Here is an 18,794-nt window from a genome sequence, read left to right as displayed (position 1 = left end):
TCGTCGAACTACTGATTCCCATCCATAAGCCGGGGTCTAGGGCCAATCAATTACCCGTGGCCTATTCGCGATGCGGTCATCCTTGCCGCCATTCGGTCTGCCACGGAGAAGATTGCGGAGAGCTGGCTCAATCAGGTGGAGCGCTGGTTCGGGTTGATCACGCAGCAGGCAATCCGGCGTGGCTCCTTCAGGAATGTGCGCGACCTGATTGCCAGCATCGAGCGTTGTGTTCAGCAGTACAACCAGCACATACGCGCGTTCATCTGGACAGCAACCGCCGATTCAATCCTTCAAAAAGTGGCCCGCCTATGCAAAGTTATTTCTGGGACGGAACACTAGATGCCGAAGCAGAGAACGTTCAGGACGAACCCTTTCCAAGGAACAGCTCTGATATTTCTCGGTTGGACGCATCAATGGAATCGGGAACCTCAAATTTGCCTTTCGCCACGCCAATGCGTTTCTCGGGCTGCGCTCTTTCCATCGGAACTAGTCGGGCCACTGGCCGCCCGTTTCGGCTAATGATGATTTCGCGCTCTAGTCCTCCCTCGATGGCATCCACAAGGCGCGACAGTATAGACTTCGCTCGCAAAATGCTGATGGCTTCCATGGCATCACTCCTCTTTGGATTTGTTCAGTCTAGACTAGCCGGCGCCGACTAAGAAGACGAAAGTCTTCCATCCTGGCCGGAACGCTCGCCCGAAAGGGGGCGCCAGGAAGCGTCTGGCAATCGCTGCAATGACACATGCCTGCTGTCTGGGGATCAACAATCGCCTCGTACCTGATTGCCCCGCAATGACAGATCCCTTCTACTTGCATGGCGTCTCCATTTTAGGTCATGAGTTAAGACGGGAATGCTAGCCTCGCGCGAGGGCGTGGCCATTTGCCCATTTTAAACAGAACCGGCATCAAACTTTCCGAATGCATTTGCTGCCTGCGACTGATCGAAACGCTCAGTGCCATGCGAAAGCGGATTGCGGACAGTACTGGTCCGCAATCCGCCCACACCTGCAAATAGTTTGAGGACGCCAAATGTGTCCTTCGAGTTGATATTGCTTTGCGCTAGCAGCGATCCAGCCATAGAAGCGCACTCGGCAGCTCTATCGTTTAGAGATTTAAACGGCACATCTCATGCACTGCGCATGCTGAGCGGCGTGTTATTGAGTCAGGTTGATGACCTTCCCGTATTGACGTGCCATTTCGGTAGCTCGGTGATGCGTTCTCCAATCCAGTTTACGACTACTGTCATATCGTCACGTCGCTCGACTGGGTATTGCGCGCCCTCAACTGGAAGTCGTCCAGATGCGATCGCGTGTGGCTGGTCTAACCTACGTTGACCGGAACCGAAACGATGCCACGGGTATTCCACGAACAATGCGCCGGTATCGAGCAGATACAGCACGGCGATGCGACTCCGAACCAACTCAAGGTATTCGCTACCGCCCAGTATCGAAAGGCGGAGCAAGCCATCGGAGAATGTTTCGATTAGTCGCTCCGTTGACGTGCCTTTCTCAATCACAGGCGTAGCGTTCGCGGACGTCAGTGCGTGTAAACTCTCTTGCCACTCTTTCAACCGGGGTATTATCAAAACCTTCCGTTCGTTGGTCGCGTTCCCGATGATGGGTTGGAGCAAGTCGCGGTCGACATAAAATCGGTGGCCCGCTAGCCAAGGCTCCGCAAGGAAACGGGCAAGCGGCTCGCTTTCGGAAGTCTTGATGAGCGTATGTTGCAGAAATTGCGTGACACCCGCCGCGTCGCCTGACGGCGACGGGAGATACCACCTTTTCATCAGCGTCAAGATTGCGTGCGGCAAGTCTTCGTGCCGATAACAGTCCCGAACGAGGGCAGGATAGTCATGGCAAAGGGACCAGAACGGAGGACAATAGTTGCCGTCAGGTTTGAGGTGAGAGTTGCCACTTACCTCAATGAGGCGATGAACCCATTCAGCGGCGCATCGCATCTTCGCGAGATGCCTGGACAACAGTTCTCTCAGGTCTGTAAGCGTGTCGCGCGAGCCTAGAAGTTTCGATTTGTCAGCGTGGTCCTCGCGGACCCAAACTTCGAGGGCGGTCTCATCGATATTTCTCCAGAATTCGACGCCCGTGTCCTGATGCAGGTCGAGCAATGATTTGGCGTACTCGAAAAGTCGCAGGACTTCGTCGTGCGGCGCGGCAGAGTTGGTGTGGTTGAACATGATGTTGAGTGGTGTGATATGTGAAATACCCGTGCAGATGACTCAGAAAGGGACGTCGTCCGCCCAGAGGTCCAGACGGCTCGTCGGCAGTCCTTCTACGCGGTTGACCATGAACCTGCATGGAAGAAGGTCATCCGTTACGGTAGAGGACACGAGAACCGGATTCTTGAAGGCCTGTATTTCTAAAGACTCTGCGGAGGCGATTCGCGCTTTCCCTGTCATGCCACGCCACGGATACTCGACGAGAAGTGCGTAGTCTGCGAACACGTATACAACCGTCAGGTGGCTTCGAATCTCTTTTAGCAGATTGCGGTTCGCGATAACTGGTATCCGCAACAGACCGCCTGCAAATACTTCGAAAGTGGCTGGCGTTCCACAAACGTCAATGCCGAAAATGAGCTTTGACGCCGCGTGGGTGAGTGCCGAGTGCTCGGACTCGTTCAGCGAGTCACATCGGATGAGGAGGACAGATTGCTCGTCAATCAAATCCTGGATTCGCTCGGGTAGCTCTTCGTAGAGGACGCGAGCGTACGTGACGGTATCATCTGTCGGCTCGACCGATTCAAACAGCTCCGGCCAGTCGACAGGACTCAGACGCGAATGTTGCGCCTGACGAGCGCTGTCGTGTTTGCACAGACGCGAACGAAATCGCCTGCGCTCGATAAGCGCTTCAGCAGCCCTACGCAATCCTGGGTGTCGGAGGCTGTTGATTGCAAACTGGCGTTCCGAGAAACTGAGGGTATCTAGCCAATTCTCATCGTTCAGCAAGCGCCAGGTTTCGTCGTATGTGTTGTCAGCGTACACGGAAGCACAACGCATCACGTCGCGATAGTGTTCGAGCACATCGCGCATCAGACCTACATTTTCGGCGTCGTACGAGGCATGGTTATTCCACGAGGTACCTAGAACCCATGTGCCTACAACGTCTGGGTCAAGGGATTCATAGTAGGCGGAAGTCCCGTCGTCGTGGATGTCAATCAGGCGCGCAGCCTCGCTGAGAAGGCGTTGCAAATCTCGAGACGGATAGTCTGAGCACGCATCACTAATGTCGCCCATAGCGTCGTCGGTGTAGTAGCGTTGCGATTGCTGGTGGTCTTCGCCGTGGATGTATTCACGGAGAGGTTGCGGGTCGATAATCATTTTGTCTTTCAGTTAGTTCCGCGTGTTTGGTATGGCTGCGCGTTTTGGCTCGCGCACGTATGCCGGGAGTGGGCTTTGTGTAATGCTTCGCCAACACGGGTCACGAGAGGCACAACTAGCGCGTTTCCCATGAGTAGTGCACGCGTGGCGTCGGACACTCCCGGATGAGCGGTGAAATCGCGCGGAAATCCGTTGAGCGCTTCGAGCTCGTCGGGAGTCAGGCGGCGAAGCAGGCCACTAGACTCACGGATGACGTGTTTCGTGCGCGTTGCTGTCGTCCCGCCTTCTGACGTGATGACCGTTCGCGACGGGCGGTCCAAAGGGTCGGGGAACGACATCGCACCTTCGGTATAGTTGTAGGCGAAGCCGTCTTTCACGCGTGGGGTGCTCTTCGCCGCTTTCGCTACACGCCACTTCTCTTCGTCCTCTGGCTTTACGTAGAAAGCGGTCGGAACTGGACCTGTCTGTTTGACGATGTCTCCGAGCGTGAGTGGTTTGGCGCGGCCGGTGAACTCGGTAAAGTCAGTGACAGTTGCCGGGTCGACGGCGAGGGTTCGAACTTCACCGTCGAACATGACTCCACAGTTTGCAAATCGCGATTTGCCGTTCGAGAGAGGGCGATATCTAAGCTGTTCGTCGAATGGTTCGGCGCAAATTTTTAGCGCGGAGGCTGCGCCGTCCAGAGGATTGCGCGGAATGCTCGGAAATGCCTCGTCCAGAATGGTCTGAGACAGCCACGTTGAATCAGGAGACTCGGGACCCTTCAAGCGTAAGGTCCGGTATACGTCCGTCGACTTGTGGTACGCGACAATAAAAACGCGTCGACGACGTTGCGCGTAACCGTAATCAGCTGCGTTGATGACTCGCCATTCAGCCGCATATCCGAGTGAATTTAGCGTAGCGAGAATGACGGAAAAATCACGCCCTTTGCACGATGCAGGACTGGAAATCAACCGGTCAACGTTCTCGAGTACGAGGTATTTGACTGGTTCGCTGTTAGCAATTCGCTGCTTCAGTAACGTTGCGATGGACCACCAGAGGACACCCTTTTTCCCTGCAAGACCGTTCGATTGAGACAACGGTTTAGCTACCGAGTAGTCTTGGCACGGGAAGCCGCCGCACACCACGTCGGGCGCAGCTTCTCGTATCGCCTGTTGGCCTGATTCGGAAGCGAGGACAGCGAAAATGTCTTCGTTGATATGCGTTTTTTCTGGCCAATGCGTCTTGTAAATAGTGCTGGCGTGCTGGATTTTTTTTGACGGTTCAAACTGGTTGCTGAATGTGACCTGAAACGGTGTTCCGTGAACGGCTTCCAGGCCAAGCCTGAATCCGCCGACACCCGCGAACAGTTCTGCGACCTTAAGTGTGGCGTTGTCCTTCGTGTACGACATCCTGTTTCCTTATTGCGATGGTGGAAACAGGTGAAGCGATCGGTTTTAGCCTTTCGTCGAAAATTCTCGAAAACTTTTCGAATCATGCCGACGACATGAGATGGCGGAAGTGGAGTGCGGTTAAGGCTGGACCCGGATGCCGGGCGGGGGTGTTATCCGGAAACCTATGAGGGCGCACGGAAAATGCGAAAAAGAGGGCATTCCACGCCCCGAGAGTCACTCGCCGTCTGAGTTCGCAACCGACGCGGCAACTTCGCAGTGTCGACTGGACCGAGAATATCGGATGGCATCTTGGACACGGGGAAAGCTACATCAAGAAGCGATATCCGGATTAATCGTGTTCCGCCGCGCCAGCGATATCGACGCAGTCGGTAATGACAATGATGTTGCGCGGCAGGTTGCAGCGTAGTCGACGTCGGATTTCGTCCTCGAACGAAAGTCCTGCGTCGTGCCAATCTGTGGTGAGCGATGCGTTCGCTTCCTTGAGCAGCATGTCCAGCTGATGTGGACGATAAGGATGAACTGCCAATGCACATGAGTCTTGTGCCTTGTGTACGATAGGCAGTTCGGCTTCAAATGCCTGAAACACACGCTCGCGAAGGCCGTCGAAATCGATGAGGAGAGTCTTGTTGTTGAGGGCTAAAACGACTTTGAGGTCATTTGTGTCGCCAGACTGCAGCGCAAGCTCAGCGTAGCCAATCGACGCGTCTTTAGAGTGCACAGCCGCCGCGATGTCCCATTGTGTTTTCGCCGGGACGACGACGCATTTTCTCTCCGTGAACTGCTGCGCAAGTTCATCTGGCAATTCCGTGCGCGGTATCAGGAAACATGTATCGCGATGTCGTCGCGACAGGTGCCATATCTGGTCAAGCACCGGCGTTGATCGTTCGCTGAAGAACCTTCGGACTGTCGCAGGACCGGTCGCGATGACTGTAGTGTTTGACTGCTCGGACGATTGAACTTCGTCACCGGAGGCGCACCTATCGTGGCTATGAATTGTCTCAGACAACGTCGGCATGGTTGCGAAAATTTGATGCACAGTGGGATGGGCCCGCTACGCCGGCGATAAAAATGGCAGCGAGAGGGGGTCTCGCTGCTCGGCAATTAAGATTGGGACGAGAGGGTGGAAAGCGTCGATTTGCCTATGTGGACAAGCACTTGTCCTGCTCCATATCGTTTCTGTAGATATGTCGGTTATCCAGAACATAGATTGGCCTATCCCAGGGGGTGTCAACCACATCGCCGCCCAATTCGGCGTATGTTGGCCGACTTCCAGACTGGGCGGTCACCCCACAAATGCATAGGTCGTGAATGAGCGACTCAGTCATCGGGACGTTCTCCAGAATTGTCGCGTCGGCGAACTGGTAAACAATGAGCAGACGCCGGGGAAACGGGGCGTTCCAGTGGGATTTAATCGCGTGGTCTGGCAGGGCGACGGTCTCATCGCGAAGGAACAGAGCCGCGAAGTGTTCGTCCTCGCGCGTGGTGATGACCTTGGCTTCGTACTTCGCAGCCGTCGCTGGAAATTCTGACGCCGTTTTATTGAGAAGCGCGACGAGGACGCAACACTCGTCGGGCGACACGTCCTCGTTTGTCAACAGCTCGCGAGCTCGGACAAAGAACGAACATGGGTGTTCGACCGTCGCGAGATAGTCGGTGATGAAACCCATCAATTCGACATCGAGGTCGGCTGCTGAGAGTTCCTTTTGGTTGACGGATTTCTGAACTGCTTGCATATTTTTTCCTGTTTTCGTGCTTCCTGTATCGACTGCCGTCCAATGGGCTTTCGTGCAGCTGGATTTTGTATAGCGATCGACTTCGTTTTGCAATGGATTGAATTGTTAGACGCAGGCTTGCGCGCAACCAGACACGCACAGACGCGCGCAACTTTCATTCGTTTTTGTCCGTATCTACTGTGGAATCGGTGGAATTCGGGACCATGCCGAAATCCTTCGCTACCGATTGAAGGATGTCGGTGACCACATCGGGGCGCTCCTGCATGAAATGCCTGACCGTAGCGTCAGCGAATTGTTCGGTTGCAAGCATTTTCACGTCGATGTCCAAGGACCCGTTGACGATGCGGTCCGGCCCATGGCTCGCCACCTCAACCGCATATCGCTCAAAGATTTCGGCTTCGCGCAGAAATGCAGAGCTTCGTACAAATGCGACCGGGTCGCGATGTCTCGCCTCTTGCCTGAATTTGTCAAAGAGGTGCAGGTCTTTTGCTGGCTCCAGAGCAGTAACCATCTTGCCACCAAGGGCCATCCTGGTTTGCAGGACGCCTTTGGCCTTCCATGAATCGAGCAGCTGACATACCTCGGGGTCGCCAAAATCGGCGACGACGAAGAAGAAGAGTTCTCGCATGCGATAGTGGAGGACGAGCACAGGCCCATCGGGCGTCTGAAAGACCAGCAACGAAGCCGCAATTTTTTTGCGTGCATGTCGTGCCCAGCGCGGGCAATCCGGCTTCACAAAAAGGTAGGGCTCGCCTGCAAGCGCCTTGAGCGCTTGGGGCGCGGAGTCTTCCGGTTGGTACGTGTTGATTCGGGCGCCGATAAATGATGTCGCGGTCATAAACTGAATAACTTTGGTGGAATCGCTCGAGAAGAGCTCTCGATTGCGGTTAATAGAGTGAGCGAATGGTATTTGCAGTCTTCGTATAAAACAAGGGGGTTTGAAAAATAATTAAATATTTATACGTGCCAGATGGAAAATGATTCGACAATGATTTACGAGATGCGAAATTAAGATAATGTGAGTAAAATCACATGATTATATAATTCTATATTGCTCGAATTGGGTGGATTATGATTTGCACATTCACGCGACTACGCGAGCCGAATCGGGACGCTGATTGGCGCAATGTCATATGTCCGGCAGGAAGCATGGCCGGGGTATCGGGCTGTGATGCACGGGTTGCCTTCAGCCCGCTAGTTTGCAGGGCTAAGCCGTCATGCGCTTCCCGTTTCAGGAGCGTTCGTAGCCGCATAGCTGATCGGCAGATGTGCAAGAAGGCGCGGCCTGCGAGACTCGCGATGTCTACACCTTTATACGCACGGAGTCAAAGCCGTTCGGAGGTCGGGATAAAACGGCGTCGCCATACGTTGGATGCAAAAACATCCAACATCACAGGCGGCGCCATCCAGTCGGCCGTTTCTTAAATGGGTCGGGGGCAAGTCCCGCGTTCTTCAACACGTCCTTCCGCGACTTCCGCACGGCCGCCGGCTGATTGAACCATTCGTCGGTGGCGGTGCTATTTTCTTGGGAACAGACTACGAGGAGTACCTGCTTGGCGACAGCAATTCGCACCTCGTCGAACTGTACCGGGAGGTCGCTGCACGACCTCATGAATTCATCGAAGTCGCGCTGCCGCTTTTCGACGAGTCTTATCGGTCACAGGAACGATATCTGGAGATACGAGCATCGTTTAACAACGGCAGCAGTGGACTGCTACGAGCGGCGCAGTTTCTCTACCTGAACAAACACGGGTTTAACGGCTTATGCAGGTATAACAAGAAGGGAACGTTTAACGTACCTTATGGGCACCCACCGCGCGTCCCGACTTTTCCTCATGGCCAAATCCTCGGCTTTGCGAACAAGGCGCGTCGTGCAACGTTCGTGGACGGAGACTTCGTAACGGTGATGCGTTCTGCGGTGCGAGGCGACGTCGTTTACGCCGATCCTCCCTATTGTGACCGGGACGGTGCGGCCAGTTTCACTGGCTACGGCGCTGTGGGCTTTGGTATGGATCGTCAACAGGAACTTGCCCAGCTCGCAAGGGAGCTCGCATCGCGCGGCGTGGCAGTGGCCATATCAAATCACGATTGCGAGTTTGCCCGAGAGCTATACGCCGGTGCTGAAATTCATTCATATAGCGCACGCCGTTCGGTTAGCGCGGATGTGGATAAGCGTGGAAATGTTGGTGAGCTGCTGGCAATCTTTCGTTAGTTGGGAGATCCCTATGCCTGCTGACGGGGTCGGCGCCGCCCCGCCAATGCGTTTAGGCGTCCCGCCCGCGCGATGTCACACCTTCGAGCGCTTTGGGCTGTCCACTCACGTCGATCACGACGACCGCGATGTTTGCCCGGCGCTCGTCCGGCAGCAGGTCTACAAGTTGGGCTGACATCCCGGAAGCTGAAGCAGGCAAAGCAACGCCTTCCGGATGCCGAGGCGTCTGTTTGTCCGCCAGGGTGCCAAACCAGAAAACGATATACACACCGTACCGCGATGCATCGGGGTCGCGTGTGTAGAGGCGATCCAGTTGCGACATCGGAGCGGCCCAGACATCAGCGTGGTAGTTCCGCTTAATCTCAACCGGTATCTTGAAATGACGCCCTGTCACGACAATGTCTGCGCGCTTGCCGTGAACCATCCGGCCCTCAGGTTCAATCGAGACGCCTTTCATGCGAAGACGGTCGCGAAGGAAGTCAATCAGAACATCTCGACCGCTCTCCTCGGATTTCGGGTCTTTAATTCGGCCAAAACTATCCTCATTCCAGAAACGCTTATAGACGTTGCTGTTCGAGTTTGCAATCCATCCGCTTACATCAAGAAAAGTGTCCACAACCAACGCATGGAAGTCAGCGATATTCGCAGGTGCGCCGCTTGACAGGGTCGCGATAGTCTGCGTCCAGTCAGGTTGCTGATATTCTGCATCACGCCGGCGTGCACGTTGTTCCGCAGCGGCATGAAGTAGATTGTCTCTGTAGGGTGACAGCGCATTAGTGCTCGCCAGACGGTCAAGGGCGGATGTCGCGGCTGCGCTGGTGTCGAGAGCAATCATGTTGATAAGCCTCTTCACGAATTCTGCGCCATCCCACGGGTTGCGGTCGCCCGACCATCCGCCTTCAGGGTGCGGAGCATCGGGGAAATGGCTCGCCGCGACGACAACAATGCGCTCAAGTGTAGAGGTCGGAATGACGCGACGCGAGCCTCTGCCGGCTATGCCAAAGTCTTTCAGAGTCCAGAGCAGGGCAACATGAATCCTGGCGCCCTCGACGAATCCTGACTCAAACTCGTCAGGCTGCAAAAGGAACGCCGATACCTGCCAATATGGGTAAGCGTGCGGTTCGAGTGCGCCTGTCGCCAGACGATTTTGCGCGAGCGCCAGAAAGTCGTCACGGATTGAAACGTCGGCTACCACGACTTCCATCAAGCGGCGTAGATAGTGCTCGGCCAGATTTGGATAACCGTTCAACACTTCCATCGCAACAGAAGCACGACACCACGCAAACTCATCCATTGAAAGCAGCTCGCTAATGCCTGTAACGCTTTGTGGTCGCGCACGGAGGTCCGTTCGTACTACCTTTAGATAGACATTGAGCGCAAGTGCGGGCCTCGCTAACAACGCCGTCGCTTTCCAGTCAAAGGTCTTGCGTCGCGACGTGTTCCCGTCGCGCTCGCTGGTTGGGCAGACAAGGTCAATCGCCAACGCCGCCCCAACCAGTGTGTCTGGAATCCCTTCGATGCCGGGGTGTTGCTCGTAACGCGCATCGAGTCCGGCAACAACTGCGAGCCACCAATGTGGTATTGATCCGCTCAAGGATCTGGCCGCAATGTTCTCGACCTCGGGAATGTCTGGCCGGCCAATTGTCGCGATCAAGCCGACAAGAGCTGATTCAGCAAAATTGTCGCCAAGGAATTCCGAAAGGCGACCACGAGGTGTCAGACCATGGTTGACGTCGGCCCTTTTGCCCAGATACACCTCGGCGGCCCAGCCAATCCAGCCAGACGCCGTACCTGCGCGAATTTCGGCCTCGTGTCGCGAAAACGACGACATACCATTCACTTTCGCTGCTTCGGCCTGGGCGCACTCGTCGCGCTTGCGCCTGACATCTGCCGCCCTCCATTCAGAGATTTCGGAGACCAGCATCGCATCCCTGCGCGTCCTGAGACTCTCCTGCGCACCCAACTTATAGAGTCGTTCGAAAAGAGCGGGGCGCTCGGCCGTCCGCCCATATAACAGCCAGATGGCTAGCTCATATACGACTGGCAGACCTGGTTCCTCTGGCGAAGTCGACTCAACGAGACTCGCGAACGTGTCTAGAAACTCTGTGACATCAATCGCGCCCGCCGTCATCGCCTGGAGGCGCTGGAAGAACAGATACGGGTTCGTGTCGGCGGGCAACTGAAGCAGGCCCACTCCAACTGCAGCCAGGACGTCAGCTTTCCTTCCAGACAACGATTTTTTCAGACCCGTGTAGGCCGTCATCGAAGCCTCGTCGCCGCAGAGCCTGTCCAGCCAGTTCCAGAGGCTCCGAGGCGCAATCTGCTGGTCGCTATTGAAAAGCTTGCCGAGCATCAGGCTCAAAGCGTGTGACACAACTGATTCGTTGCGCGCCGGCGAATCAGGGGAGGGCGTATCGGCCGCCACGCACATGCTGTCGAGTACCGCTGGTATGTCGGATACCGGAATCGCGTCGGACAGATGCCACAGATAGAGGCGTCTGCTCAACTTCTCATCGCAACGCTCAACTGCTGCAAACAGCTCAGTCACGTCGTCGGGGCCGAACAGGTTTCCGTAACCTTGTGCAATCGCTTCCGCCCGAAGCTGGAGGTCAGGCGCAGTCAATCCCAGGTCATGTCTGTAGGCATGCAGAACGGCGGCCTCGCCATCGCGACCTGACTTCAGGAGGGCCGCCAGCGCATTCTCCCGCTCTACCTGAAGCGCGTTGCCGTCTGTCATGACAGCCGCAATATCATCCCTCAGCGCGAAGTCCGGGGCACCAACAGCCAGCGCCTCAAGCACAAGCGGGCGTAGTGCGTTGGCCGGTTGTGAGCGCATGATCGAACGATATTCATCCGTCATTTCGGGGCCGGACATGCCGGCAAGCCGTTCGGTCCGTTGCCCGCGATCCCCAAACCGGAACCACGGGTCTTTTGTCGCCAGGTTCGAAAGTGCGCGCAGCAGACAAAGGCGCAGGGTAGGCGGGAGCGAAGCCGGGTCGCCGTAGGACAACACGCCATACGCGTCCGCATTGATGAGTTGCCCGGCAAACTTCGGAGCAAAGACCGCCAGCCAGGCATGGAGGCCACGCAGTTCGGACGCCGGATGGCCATCGTGGCCAAGCAGGGTGCTCAGCCGCCGGAAGGACAAGCCTTTTTCGAGCTGGGATGCAAGCCACCCTGCGGCGAGATATTCGGCCGTTGTACGATGCGTGTAGTCAACCGCTGCGATACCCGGAATCGAAGTAAAGACGCGTCTCTGAAGAGTCGCGCGGACAACCGGCGTGTCAAGAAAAGGGATGTCCGTTGCGTCAGGGTGCACAGCGTCTCGACTGCTTCGGTCGAGTGCAAACCCCTCAATATCGCTAATCAGGCGCAGAGCACAGAGCGCGCCCGCTACCTCGCGAATCACTTCGGCGGAATGCTCGTCGCGGCGGGAGTGCTCCCGATTCTGTTCGGCTAGCCACAGGGTGGTGGACTCCTCGAACAAATCCGCACGCGTTGCAGGCCACTTACCGCTTGTCACAGATGTGGCGAGCATCTTGAGATCCTGCGGATTGTTCCTGAAATCGCCGAGACCGTGTTCATCGACATCCGCGAGAAATCCTTCGATCTCCCACGGGCTCATTCCGTGCTCGACCAGCACCTCGTATTGCTCATGCGGTGACAGGGCCGACAGGCTGACCACACTCACTCCGCCATGGCTGTCGAAGTATTGCCGGAAGGCCTCGAGGTCTGAATCGCCAAGCCAGTCCTGTGCGCGGCACGAGATGCGCACCTTCGCTGGTGGGTTCGAGAACAGCTTCTGCACAATCGCGTCGACCACGTCATCGTCGCCCCGACTCGAGCGTTTTTCATCGAGCGCGTCAATGAAGATTGTGTCGCCGCTATAGTCCGGAGGTGCGTTCAGGAATGCACGTACAGTCTGGTAACGGCCACCAGCAGCGGCCGCCGCCGATTTGAAAAGATGGGTTTTCCCAGCACCAGGGTCGCCAAGCAGCACAATGTTGCGCGCCAAACCAAAGGACGCGAAGCCGAACAGCGATGCTGCAGAGGCTCGGTCCCTAGGCGGATACAGTTGCAACACTTGACGGTCATTCATGGCGAGCAGTTCACGAGGTGACGGATTTCTGGCGAAAAGATGGTGCTCGAGAACCTGCGCCTCGAAAAGGGCAGGTTAGCCGTTCGACCATCGCAGACGCCCACATAGCCTCTCCCAGCGCTTGAGATAGCTCAGCTCGCATATCTTCGAGATATTGGGATAGGACAACACCAGAAGACATCTAGTGCGGCAGTAACCAAAATGACGGTACATACTTAAAGTAAGTTCTCGGTCGGGGACCGTTTTAAGGCTGCTCACGTAGATGCACTACGCGTGGCGAACGTTGCGAGCAGACGAAATTGCGCTAATCTCTTCCATGTTCCGGCTACCCCATTCACACATGGGCTGGAGATTTATCCCGAAATCCCTACCGAACGCGGTCAGTTCGTATTCAACATGGGGCGGGACCGTGCGGAAGTCAATACGACGAACCAAGCCGTCGCTGGTCATTTCCTTGAGTTGCTGGCTCAGCATCTTCTCGCTCACGTTGCCAACCAGCCGCCTCAATTCACCAAAACGCAACTGCTTGCTGTGCATTAGGTGGTAAAGAATCAGAAGCTTCCACTTGCCGCCAAACAGGTCCAGCACCGCTTCCATTCCACAACTGAACGAAACTTCCCGCATCAGACCCTCGCATTTTTCACACTTACCAAATAGTGCGTACTAGAACATTAGCTATCGCAATGCTACCATCCTTCGGAAGGTGAGGTCCACTGCATTTCGGACCTGAGTTGCATATAGGTGTTATCGATGCTGCGCAGTTGGTCATGACCTAGACAGTCTCGAATCGCTCCGGGCGGGGTTGGACCATTGGCAAGCGCGGATTCCAGGATGATTCAGCTGTTCTGCTTGCTCTTCCCTGGCTTCGAGGTAAACGGTCCTTCGAGACTGCGTTGCCAGTCTTTCAGGGCAGAGATGCCGCGTCGATTGCAGCGGCGAGATCGCCAAGATCGAACTCCTAGCAGCCGTCAAAATTTGCGGGGGTTGCGGGTCATCCGGATCGCCGCCGACATGTCTTGGCTCCTCCCCTGCGGCGACGCATCTCCGTACGTCCTTCCCGAGTTTAAATTTGGAGCAGCAATGAAATCATCCAGCAGTATTTTGTTTCAGCCGATCAAGCTTGGCGAGATCGAGTTGCCGAACCGCATTGTCATGGCGTCGCTATCGCGAGCTCGGACGGAAAATCCGGAACTGGTTCCGGTTCCTTTGCAGGCTGAGTATTACCGCCAGCGTGCATCAGCGGGACTTATCATGAGCGAAGGCACCTGGCCCAGTGCTGAGGCAATCGGTGCCATTCACGTACCTGGCTTATTCAACGAAAAGCAGGCCGAAGGTTGGAAGCGCGTGACAGATGCCGTTCATGATGCTGGCGGCCGAATCTTCGTGCAACTCGGCCACCTTGGCGCGGCCTCGCATCCGGATCTTCTCGGTGGCGCGCTGCCTCTTGCTCCGTCGGCAGTCGGCCTCGAACAGCCAGTGTTCACGCCCACCGGTTTCCAGACATCACCAACGCCGAAGGCGATGACTCTCGGGGATATCGCGCGCACGATCAGCGACTACGCGCGTGGGACGCGGCTCGCGCGGGAAGCCGGCTTCGACGGGGTCGAGTTGCACGGAATTGCCTCCTATCTGCTTCCGGAATTTCTGCACAACGACTTCAACTTGCGTGAAGATCGCTACGGCGGCAGTATAGAGAACCGGGCTAGGTTTGCGCTCGACGTTCTCGAAGCAATGATCTCAGAGTGGCGACCGGGTCGGATCGGCGTCAAGCTGAGCCCGGCGTTTCGCTTAGGCAAGTTTCAGCCGACTGGGCAAACACTGCCCACATACGAATACCTGGTTTCACAGGTCTCTAAGCTCAAGATCGCATACGTGCAGTTCTACCATCCTCCCGGTGACTTGACCGGCACCCCGATTGAAGCACTCAAAGGCGGAACTGCGCAGTACTTCCGCAATTTCTACGATGGCCTGGTCATCGCGAACGGTGGTATGACGGAGGAATCTGCACAAGCTGTTATCAGTTCTGGCGCGGCCGATCTTGTTTCATTTGGTGCCCCTTACATCGCAAACCCTGACCTTGTCGAACGTTTCCGGCGAGGCGTCGCGCTATCGTCGGGAGAACCGGATACGTACTATCAGGGGGGGGCTGATGGATATGTGGATTATCCGAGAGCAATTTGACGAGAAGCTGCGTCGATAAGCCTTCTAAATAGTCGGACCTGAACTATGTTCGAAGCCTTGCAGGGTGAGGCTTTGAGCAAGAAATGGTGTTGTGAGATTTGCAGGAACTTGGCACATTAACGCGAGAATCCTGCATTTTTCGCGAGGTACGGATGGGTCCGAAGACGCCTGTAGCCGAGCGGGATTTCTTCCGGCAACCGCTGCGCGAGCAGATCAACCCGAAGCATCCCCTGGTGCGACTGGCCGACCTGATCAGTTGGGATCGGTTGGGCGCGTCAATGAGCGAGGGCTTCGCCTCGAACAAAGGGCGACCCGCAACGTCGCCGCGCCTGATTGCCGGGCTGCTGTATCTGCAGCACGCGTTCGACCTGTCCGACGAGGAGGTGGTCTGGCAATGGGTGGAGAATCCGTACTGGCAGGTTTTTACGGGCGAGACGTACTTGCAGACTGAGCCACCGATTGATCCGTCGAGCCTGACGCGCTGGCGCAAGCGGATCGGGGAAGCCGGCGTTGAAGAGCTGCTGGGCGAAACGATCGACGCAGCCAAACGTGCCGGCGTGATCAAGGCGTCGAGTGTGAAGCGCGTGATCGTCGACACCACGGTCATGGAGAAGGCGATTGCCCATCCAACCGATTCGCGATTGCTCGAGCGGTGTCGCGAACATCTGGTGAAGGCCGCCGCGCGGCACGGCCTGAAAACTGCGGCAGAACTACAACCGCGAAGCGCCGCGTCTGGGGCTGCAGATTGGCCGCTAGCTGGCACACTCATGATCTCGCTTCTAGCAAAGGAAAACAGATGAAAATGACGACGGCAGAAGAAGCCTCCATCCAGCGCAACGCATTGAACATCTCGCGCAGTTCATACCGCCGCTGTGGCGCATCTTCATTCATCAACGTTAGATAGGAATTCGGTACACCTGCACCCACGCAGCCCATGCATGCCTTTCCGGCGACCTGTTGACAAACCGGCCGGCTGTCGATTCGGTGCCTGCGCACATATCACAACCGGCGGCGCGCGACCTATCAGTCCTTCCTCTGCAATGGCATGACGTGAAACCTGATAGGCCGCGCGACTGGTCGAGCCGTCTTCGTTCGTCGCTTGGGCAGGTTAACTGCCGGAGGGAGCGCCTCCCGACCTGCCTCGAGCTTGACGGAGAGCGACTCAATCCGTCGACGGAGATCGACGGTCGTCTCGGCCGCGCGACCCAGTTCTTCGTCTTTTTGCTCCAGTCGCCGCTCAAGCTCGCCGCATCTGCTGCCCGAGGCGGCAAGCCGTGCTTTTGTTCCGGCAAGGACGCCGCTTCTGATTCCGGTTAACGGACAGAAGCAAGCATTGACGCGATCGGCACTGCATGACGCCGTCAAGCAGATTTTCAGGGGAACTGCTGAATGGCTCCGCGCTCGCGGGACCGAATACGCAGACCGCGCAGTCGAGCTTGAAAGGGCGTCGGCACATTGGCTTCGGCACACGGCTGGGTCCCGGATGGCGGACGGCGGAGTTGACCTGCGGGCGATTCGGGATAATCTGGGGCACGTGTCGTTGAACACCACAAGCATCTATCTCCACGCGGAAGACGACGAGCGTCACCGGCAGACGGTCGGCCGCCATCGGGTCGAGTGGGAAGCAGTGCAAGCGGGGCCAAGGCCGGCCGAAGGCGAGCAGACCGCTGACGAGCACTCGAACCTGGGGTAGACGAACGAATAACACCCCCCGAAAAACGCCCAAGCCTGGCTGCTTATCTGTGCAATTTCGCGCCTGACCATCTAGTCGAAGCCGGTTCCGCCTGCTCAGTATTTGCCTAACGATGAGCAGATATCGCGCAGATACACGGGCAAACTGGCCCCAGCGGCTATCCTTGACGGCATCAAACGTCTATTCGATACCGCTCGAGACTCTACGTCGCCTATTAGTTGTTTGTCATTCGGCGGCCTGCGCAGGGACGGCGATTTTGTCAGGATCGCCCGGCGCTGGCCCGGTATAAAGCAACCGGTGCAGGGGAGTGGGCTCACCCTGCCCATTGACCAGATACTTCTCGCCTGATTCAAGAGAATAGACAAATACTCCGTAGGCGGCGACGTAGACTTCCGACACAGCGGATACAAGCTCGTCGTCCGGTTTCGTATTGGGAACGTGGCCGCGCAGAACATGCATCTGAGCGCCGACAACGCCTGGGGTATTGAGAACGTCGATAACCGCACGTGCTCCGGAAGCCAAGACACGTTTCGAATTTCCGCACCTCCCGGGTTCCTTCAAATCAAAGAAAACGTCCACAAGGTACAAAGTTTTCAAAGGCAGATGCAAGTCCGCAGGTTCGTCGACTTCGTTCATCATTTTGATTCCCAGAAAAGATAGTCGCGGCCGCCCGGCGAACGTCTGTCGGAATTCACGCGGGCAGCTGGGCCAATGCTCCGTTCGCCACCGATGACGTTGGGCGATCAGAAACCGTAATTGTAAAGTATCCGGCGTATCTAATGAATAGCGTATCTTTTTATCGGGTCTAGGAAAAAGCCAGAGGGTCGGCGATCCTTCGGCCACAATGCAAAGACCCGCTTCCGATAATGCCTCCGAGACGCTTGCTCACATAGCGTCGACCCTGCGCCGTCGGCGAGCTGAGTTGAACCTTTCCCAGGAAGCGCTCGCCGCTGCCTCTTGCCTGTCGCGACCACGTCTTAACAGAATCGAGCAAAATCTTGCCGACAATATCCGCCTTTCGACGCTTGCCCGTCTGGCCGAAGGTCTGCGATATGACGTTCGCAATCTTGTAGATACCGACAGTGTCCGCCCGCATCGGAAATTGGCCCAAGAGCCCGCCCTTCGAGTGTTGGGCAACGTGGTGCATCTCCGCCAAAAGGCGGGCATGAGTCAGGAAGACCTGTCGATAGGCTCGGGCCACTTCCGTGCATATATCAGTCGGCTGGAGGGACTCCGGATTGACCCCACGGTCACGGCTCTCGTGGGAATCGCCAAGCAGCTAGGCGTGCCCGTCGTCGACCTGTTTCGGCCCCGGAAACTTGATCACCTCAAGCAGGCTACGCCGGCGCGACACCCGGCCCAAGAGCGCCCAGCGCGCGACACATCAGCGGAGATCGAGCACCTCTCTTCGGCTCTGCGCAGGCGCCGGGAAAAACTAGGTCTTAGCCAAGAAGCGGCCGCGAAAGCCTGCGGGCTGTCACGCAGCAATTTTGTGCATCTTGAACAGAAGACGGTCAACAATCCACGTCTGTCCACGCTGGTGCGCCTCGCTGACGGCCTGCAGCTTGAGATTCTCGACCTGATCGATTCTGATACTGACAGCCGACGTCAGGCGAATGCGCAAGATCCGGCCCTCCGCGTGGCGCTCAACGTATTCCGGCTTCGAAAGGCCAAGGGTCTAAGTCAGGTGGACCTCTCACTGCAATCCGGTCACTTCGTAAGATATATCAACGCTCTCGAACTGGTTCGAGCAGACCCGTCAATAGACAGCCTAAAGCGAATAGCGAAGCGACTCGGCGTTTCCAGTTCTGAACTTCTAAATCCCGTGCCGACACCTGATTACAAAAAGCTGCTCGCGGAATACGTCGGCCGCCAAATCGGGCGGCGCAGCAATAGCTAATCCAGCGCGTCCAGTAAGTTCCGAGCGCGTTGCACGAGTAAAGACGAAACCAGCCCAAACGACGCGGGTTCATTGACTTCGCAGTGCGGCGCGCGTGGCAGCCTTTTGCCGGGCGTCAGGCAGGCCGACGAGCGTTGCAGCAACTCGAACGGCTAGTCCCAGGTTCGCTCGTTGCAGGTCATGTACTGGGTGGAGACTTGTAGACGCCGCATACAGTTTCGGCAAACCGGCCCATTTGCTACCCGGAGTTA

13 protein-coding genes and 3 pseudogenes are annotated in these 18,794 nt (G+C 56.5%); 6 read left to right on the top strand and 10 right to left on the bottom strand.

Features of this window, described 5'->3' with window-relative positions:
* Nucleotides 1-120: 120 nt before the first annotated feature.
* A pseudogene (locus tag B0G80_RS47315) lies at nt 121-339 on the top strand (IS630 family transposase); the annotation flags it as partial.
* Nucleotides 340-358: 19 nt separating this feature from the next.
* Here B0G80_RS47315 and B0G80_RS28885 read toward each other — a convergent pair.
* From B0G80_RS28885 to B0G80_RS28850, 7 genes are all read right to left on the bottom strand, one after another.
* Nucleotides 359-607: a type II toxin-antitoxin system Phd/YefM family antitoxin gene (locus B0G80_RS28885; protein ID WP_116121413.1), complete on the bottom strand. Its 249-nt coding sequence runs from the start codon at nt 605-607 to the stop codon at nt 359-361.
* Between the two features lie 555 nt (nt 608-1,162).
* Nucleotides 1,163-2,191: a hypothetical protein gene (locus B0G80_RS28875; RefSeq protein WP_116121411.1), complete on the bottom strand. Its 1,029-nt coding sequence runs from the start codon at nt 2,189-2,191 to the stop codon at nt 1,163-1,165.
* 42 nt (nt 2,192-2,233) lie between these two features.
* Entirely contained in the window at nt 2,234-3,331 is a 1,098-nt protein-coding gene (locus tag B0G80_RS28870) for a hypothetical protein (protein WP_116121410.1), read from the bottom strand.
* Nucleotides 3,332-3,339: 8 nt separating this feature from the next.
* Nucleotides 3,340-4,722 carry a DNA (cytosine-5-)-methyltransferase gene (gene dcm, locus B0G80_RS28865; RefSeq protein WP_116121409.1) on the bottom strand — a complete coding sequence of 461 codons (1,383 nt, stop codon included), beginning with the start codon at nt 4,720-4,722 and terminating at the stop codon, nt 3,340-3,342.
* A 331-nt stretch (nt 4,723-5,053) separates the two neighbouring features.
* Complete coding sequence (locus B0G80_RS28860; RefSeq protein WP_116121408.1) at nt 5,054-5,596, bottom strand: hypothetical protein; 543 nt, start codon at nt 5,594-5,596, stop codon at nt 5,054-5,056.
* Nucleotides 5,597-5,864: 268 nt separating this feature from the next.
* Entirely contained in the window at nt 5,865-6,458 is a 594-nt protein-coding gene (locus B0G80_RS28855; RefSeq protein WP_116121407.1) for a hypothetical protein, read from the bottom strand.
* A 154-nt stretch (nt 6,459-6,612) separates the two neighbouring features.
* Nucleotides 6,613-7,296, bottom strand: coding sequence for a hypothetical protein (locus B0G80_RS28850; protein ID WP_116121406.1), 684 nt, complete (start codon nt 7,294-7,296; stop codon nt 6,613-6,615).
* 534 nt (nt 7,297-7,830) lie between these two features.
* On the opposite strand from B0G80_RS28850, the gene B0G80_RS28845 reads away from it, so the two are divergent.
* Nucleotides 7,831-8,670: a DNA adenine methylase gene (locus B0G80_RS28845; protein ID WP_116121405.1), complete on the top strand. Its 840-nt coding sequence runs from the start codon at nt 7,831-7,833 to the stop codon at nt 8,668-8,670.
* Nucleotides 8,671-8,722: 52 nt separating this feature from the next.
* Here the strand turns inward: B0G80_RS28845 and B0G80_RS28840 are convergent, their stop codons facing one another.
* Complete coding sequence (locus B0G80_RS28840) at nt 8,723-12,769, bottom strand: hypothetical protein (protein WP_116121404.1); 4,047 nt, start codon at nt 12,767-12,769, stop codon at nt 8,723-8,725.
* 267 nt (nt 12,770-13,036) lie between these two features.
* The gene (locus B0G80_RS28835) at nt 13,037-13,366 is read right to left on the bottom strand and encodes a helix-turn-helix domain-containing protein (protein WP_258879062.1); all 330 of its coding nucleotides are present in this window, start codon (nt 13,364-13,366) and stop codon (nt 13,037-13,039) included.
* Between the two features lie 483 nt (nt 13,367-13,849).
* Here B0G80_RS28835 and B0G80_RS28830 point away from each other — a divergent pair, with 483 nt between their 5' ends.
* The 3 genes and pseudogenes from B0G80_RS28830 to B0G80_RS47310 form a co-directional block, all read left to right on the top strand.
* Nucleotides 13,850-14,950, top strand: coding sequence for an alkene reductase (locus B0G80_RS28830; protein WP_116121402.1), 1,101 nt, complete (start codon nt 13,850-13,852; stop codon nt 14,948-14,950).
* A 152-nt stretch (nt 14,951-15,102) separates the two neighbouring features.
* Nucleotides 15,103-15,703 (top strand): annotated as a pseudogene (locus B0G80_RS28825) (transposase); the annotation flags it as partial.
* Nucleotides 15,704-16,226: 523 nt separating this feature from the next.
* A pseudogene (locus tag B0G80_RS47310) lies at nt 16,227-16,643 on the top strand (tyrosine-type recombinase/integrase); the annotation flags it as partial.
* Between the two features lie 225 nt (nt 16,644-16,868).
* Here the strand turns inward: B0G80_RS47310 and B0G80_RS28815 are convergent.
* Complete coding sequence (locus tag B0G80_RS28815) at nt 16,869-17,282, bottom strand: hypothetical protein (RefSeq protein ID WP_116121400.1); 414 nt, start codon at nt 17,280-17,282, stop codon at nt 16,869-16,871.
* 205 nt (nt 17,283-17,487) lie between these two features.
* Here B0G80_RS28815 and B0G80_RS28810 point away from each other — a divergent pair, with 205 nt between their 5' ends.
* Nucleotides 17,488-18,543 carry a helix-turn-helix domain-containing protein gene (locus tag B0G80_RS28810; RefSeq protein ID WP_116121399.1) on the top strand — a complete coding sequence of 352 codons (1,056 nt, stop codon included), beginning with the start codon at nt 17,488-17,490 and terminating at the stop codon, nt 18,541-18,543.
* Nucleotides 18,544-18,794: the final 251 nt, after the last annotated feature.

It is taken from the genome of Paraburkholderia sp. BL6669N2 (assembly GCF_003387275.1).
Taxonomy (GTDB): domain Bacteria; phylum Pseudomonadota; class Gammaproteobacteria; order Burkholderiales; family Burkholderiaceae; genus Paraburkholderia.
Note: the sequence above shows the minus strand (reverse complement) of the source record. Positions and strands in the feature narration are given on the sequence as shown.